This is a genomic window from Fulvivirga aurantia, assembly GCF_009711475.1.
In the GTDB taxonomy this organism is placed as follows: Bacteria; Bacteroidota; Bacteroidia; order Cytophagales; family Cyclobacteriaceae; genus Fulvivirga; species Fulvivirga aurantia.
The window spans coordinates 1-5,222 of record NZ_SMMD01000653.1; the positions used below are offsets into that span (position 1 = coordinate 1).

The 5,222-nt window shown below is 40.2% G+C and carries 4 protein-coding genes; 3 read left to right on the plus strand and 1 reads right to left on the minus strand.

Features of this window, described 5'->3' with window-relative positions:
* The coding region (locus E1176_RS20560; protein WP_222933105.1) for a hypothetical protein at positions 1 to 341 on the plus strand (341 nt) is incomplete at its 5' end.
* A 74-nt stretch (positions 342 to 415) separates the two neighbouring features.
* Here E1176_RS20560 and purB read toward each other — a convergent pair.
* Positions 416 to 1,759 (minus strand): adenylosuccinate lyase, encoded by a 1,344-nt coding sequence (gene purB, locus E1176_RS06580; protein WP_155209809.1) that lies wholly within the window; start codon positions 1,757 to 1,759, stop codon positions 416 to 418.
* 117 nt (positions 1,760 to 1,876) lie between these two features.
* On the opposite strand from purB, the gene E1176_RS06585 reads away from it, so the two are divergent.
* A complete protein-coding gene (locus tag E1176_RS06585; RefSeq protein ID WP_155209810.1) occupies positions 1,877 to 4,123 on the plus strand; it encodes a carbohydrate binding family 9 domain-containing protein in 2,247 nt (748 codons plus the stop codon).
* A gap of 4 nt (positions 4,124 to 4,127) precedes the next feature.
* Positions 4,128 to 5,222 (plus strand): ferredoxin--NADP reductase (locus E1176_RS06590; protein WP_155209811.1); only part of this gene is annotated, 1,095 nt, incomplete at its 3' end.

The following is a 5,222-nucleotide window of genomic DNA, read 5'->3' on the forward strand; positions in this document are numbered from 1 at the left end:
TTGGAGACACCGGCACTACCACCAACTCACCTAAATACAAACCAAAACACAAGAACTATAAAAACAAGAAACCTATTGAATGGGTGAAAAACAGCCCGAAAGGGCTATTGATTGGTAACCCATGTATGGAAGACGTGTACAAAGACATGGGCTTTCGCTATGTGATCCAGACGAAGCAGAAGACCAAGTACGGTGGAAACTATATGAATGAGTTTGATCGCTTTTGGCATAATATGGTTGCCAAATTACGACTCACCTTTAAAAACGGTCCTTTTTGGAAGTTCAAGCTCAAGAAAAAGCGTAAAGAATGTCGCGCACTCACCGGTGATTTTGTAGGGTAGTAAGAGCTTCGAGTTACGAGTTATTAGCTTTGAGTAATAACCTCGAAACTAATGGCTCACAACTCGAAACTTGATTATACTCCCGTATAATTCATAGGGCTAATCTCTTTTAAAGAACTTTTCAACTCACCATCAACCTCAAGAGTATCAATAAACTCGTGTATGGTTTCTTTGGTAATTTTTGAGTTTGTTCTTGTTAAGCCTTTCAGTGCTTCGTAAGGTTTAGGGTAGTTTTCGCGCCTTAATATCGTCTGAATTGCCTCAGCTACTACTGCCCAGTTATCTTCAAGATCATTATTAATCGCTGTCTCGTTTAACTCAATCTTACCAAGACCTTTGGCCAGGGAGTTGAAAGCTATAACTGTATGAGATAATGGAATACCTATGTTTCGAAGCACAGTAGAGTCTGTTAAGTCTCTTTGTAATCTGGAGATAGGCAATTTGGCAGAAAGATGCTCAAAAATAGCATTAGCCATTCCCAGGTTGCCTTCGGCATTTTCAAAATCGATTGGGTTCACTTTGTGCGGCATGGCAGACGAACCGACTTCACCTTCTTTTATCTTTTGTTTGAAATACCCCATAGATATGTATTGCCAAATGTCTCGACTAAAATCTATGAGTATGGTATTTATACGTTTGATACCGTCAAACAGAGCAGCCATGTTATCATAATGCTCTATTTGTGTTGTGGGGTGGCTACGCTCAAGACCCAGGTGGTTTCTTACGAAATCATTGCCAAATTGCACCCAATCGGTATCGGGATAAGCTACATGATGTGCATTAAAATTACCGGTTGCTCCTCCAAATTTGGCGCTGTGTGGCACTTCCTTTAATAAGAAAAGTTGTTTATCGATTCGTGCTTTAAACACCATAAACTCTTTTCCAAGTCTTGTAGGTGAGGCAGGTTGACCGTGAGTTTTGGCAAGCATGGGTATATCCGCCCACTTATTGGCATATGAGGCTATTGTATTGCTTACATTTTCTACCAGCGGCAATACAATATTTTCCACAGCTTCTTTTAGCGAAAGCGGAATGGCTGTATTATTGATATCCTGAGAGGTAAGACCGAAATGAACAAACTCTTTTACATCTTCAAAACCCATGTCTTCCATCTTTGATTTGATGAAATACTCTACCGCCTTTACGTCATGATTGGTTGTCTTCTCAATGTCTTTGATGCTCTGCGCATCTTCTTCAGAAAAGTCTTTATAGATAGAACGCAATGCATCATACTGTTCAGATTTTACTTCAGCAAGCTGTGATATGGGTAACTCACAAAGCGCTATAAAGTACTCTATCTCTACTAAAACCCTATATCGGATTAAACCATACTCTGACAAATATGTTGATAATGCTGATGTATGTCTTCTGTATCTTCCATCAACCGGAGAAATAGCGGTAAGCTCGTTTAATTGCATGATTACATTGTGAGTTTGAAAAGCTGCAAAAATAATAAATTCTCAGCAGCCCACTTATGTAATTTTCATTATTCTAAAACCTTAAAATCTTCAAAAATAAATAGATTTGCCCCCATCATGAATAAACTGCTGTCAGGTCTATTGTTATTCTCAATTGGTATTATAGGCCAATCTGTGGCACAGGTAAATTCTCAAAAATATCAGCTCATTGCCGACCGTTTAACTTCTCCCATAACACTAGACGGAAAACTCGATGAGCCACACTGGCAAAATGCCGATCGTACAGATAATTTTATCCTTACCTTTCCTGTCGACTCCGTGTCGGCCACCTCACAAACCGTGACAATGGTCGCTTTTGATGACAGATATCTTTACATCGCTGGCATATGTTACGAAAACTCTGACAAAGAGCATGTGATGCAATCTTTGAGAAGAGATTTCTCATGGTCTAGAAATGAAAATTTAAGCGTTTACATTGACCCATACGATGATTATACCAATGGTTTTACGTTTGGTATCACACCATTTGGCGTGAGAAGAGAGGGGTTGGTTACCAATGGAGGGGAGGTGTCGGATGATTGGGATAATAAGTGGTTTTCTGAAGTAACTGATTTTGGAGATAGGTGGGAGTTTGAAATGAAAATTCCTTTTAAGACGGTCCGTTATGACGAAGAAAATAGAGAATGGAACATAATTTTCTTAAGAAAAGATTTAAAAAACAACGAGGAGTCAAACTGGGCGCCCGTACCACAAGGGTATAGACCGTCAAGTTTTGCATTTTCCGGTCGGTTGATTTTCTCTGAACCTTTAAAAAAGGCAGGGCCTAATATTGCCTTTATTCCCTATGTTTCGGCAGCTACCAGTGAAGATTTTGAAGAAGATATAAGTGACAGAGAGGTTAATGCCGGTTTTGACGCTAAGATTGGTGTGAGTAGCTCACTTAACCTTGACCTCACAGTAAATCCGGACTTTTCTCAAGTTGAGGTAGACCAGCAAGTGACTAACCTGAGTAGGTTTGAGATTTTCTTCCCTGAGCGTAGGCAGTTCTTTCTGGAAAATCAGGATTTATTTGGTGAAAGCGGATTTAGGCAATCAAGGCCATTTTTTAGCAGGCGTATTGGTATCGGGGAAGATACAGCTGGGAATAAATTACAAATACCGATACTCTACGGAGCAAGGTTAAGCGGTAAAATAGGTAAAGATTGGCGCATAGGATTGCTCAATATGCAAACCAAGAGTAAAGATGGAGCACGGCTCACAGGTGTAAGTGAAGTTGACAGTTCTTATAACTTGCTTGCTCAAAACTACACAGTAGGTGTGATACAACGTAGGGTATTTGGCCGGTCTAATGTAGGGGTAATTATGGTCAATCGTCAGGCTTTGGATTATGAGCGAAATGAAGAAGTCTCAACAACTACCAAATATAACCGAGTGGTTGGAGTTGATTATAATTTGCTCTCCCTGGATGGGCGATGGGAAGGAGACTTTTTTTATCATAGATCGATAGACGAAGAATCTAAAGATGATGCATTCTCAACCGGGATGTTTTTGGGTTATAATACCACTAATCTGGAATTACGCGTGATTGCATCTGCACTGGGAGAGGGTTTTAATGCTGAAACCGGATTTATACAAAGAAGGGACATCATAAGGCTAGGTACATTTAATGATTTAAATCTATACCCTGAAAACTCGAGTTTCTTGGTTAGACACGGCCCGGGTATAGACTTTAACTATCGTACCGATATGGAATTTAATAAGACCGACATGGATTTTGGTGTGGATTATGATTTTACGCATCAAAATACGTCCAATTTTAGTATCGGATGGTCATATGATTATCAAAAGCTTAGGCGAAATTTTGACCCATCGGGAACCGATGTACCTGATAGTTTACGGCTTCAGTCGGGAGAAGATTTTGAGTGGACAACCGTAGGAGCCTCATACGAAACAGACGCAAGGAAGGTGCTATCAGGTGAGTTTGATATGTCATACGGAGGTTTTTACAATGGTAAAAGGTACAATGCCACGGCACAGATAAATTTTAGGTATCAACCATATGGTCTGGTGGCTATGACGATTGATTACAATAATCTGCACGGCTTTCCAGCACCGTTTGAGGACACAGAATTTTGGCTTATCGGACCAAGAATTGATTTAACGTTTACAGATCAATTATTCCTTACTACATTTGTACAATACAACGAGCAGGCAGACAATGTAAATCTCAATGCGAGGTTTCAGTGGAGGTATAAACCTGTATCTGACTTGTTTGTTGTTTATACAGATAATTATTTTCCTGGTAATTTTAAGACAAAAAGCCGGGCAATTGTATTTAAACTCACTTATTGGTTAAATTTTTAGACACATGGCATTTAGCTTTTTTAAGAAAAATAAAGGATCAGAAGAAAAACCTGCATCAACAGGCGGCAGCCGATATCACGACCTGAAGGTCAAGGAAATTATCAATGAAACTAAAGATGCTATTACTATAGTGTTTGAGCAGCCCGAAACCAAGGTGAATTATAAATCGGGCCAATTTCTTACTCTAATCACACCAGTTGATGGCAAAGAGGTACGAAGAGCTTACTCTTTGTGCTCGTCACCATTTACAGACGATGATTTGGCTGTGACGGTAAAACGTGTGGAGAACGGCTTGATGTCTAACTGGCTACCGGACAATTTAAAAGTAGGCGAGACACTTAAGGTGATGGAGCCAATGGGTGTTTTCACCACTGAGTATGATACAAGTAAAAAACGTCACCTCATCATGTTTGCAGGGGGTAGCGGAATCACACCGATGATGTCAATCATTAAATCAATGCTATCTCAGGAGCCTGATAGTATAATCTCCCTCATTTATTGTAATAGAGATATAGAAAGCATCATTTTCAGAGAAACACTGGATAAAATGCAGGCTGAGTATGAAGGTAGACTGCACGTGATCCATGTATTGGATGATGCACCTATGAACTGGCAGGGGCACAGCGGATTGCTGAACCATGATATGCTCGTAAAGATATTTGAAAGAATCCCTAGCTGGGGTGCCGAAAATACCACCTATTTGATGTGTGGACCTGAAGGAATGATGAAAAACGTTGAAAACCTTTTGGATGAGCAAGACATACCTAAAGCCAATATTTTCAAGGAAAGCTTCGTAGCCGGTACTATAGACAAAGAACTTAAAAAAGAAGAACCCGCTGAAGCTTCAAAAGTGGTATCAAGAGAGGTAACTGTGATCTACGATGGTGATGAGCACAAGTTTACCGTAGAGCCTGATAGCACTATTTTAGAGACCGCCCTAGATATGGGCATCGATTTACCTTATTCTTGCCAGAGTGGATTGTGTACGGCCTGTAGAGGTAAGTGTATTTCCGGTAAGGTGAAACTCGATGAGGAAGAGGGTCTTTCAGAAGCAGAATTGGATGAGGGCTTCGTGCTTACCTGCGTTGGTCACCCACTT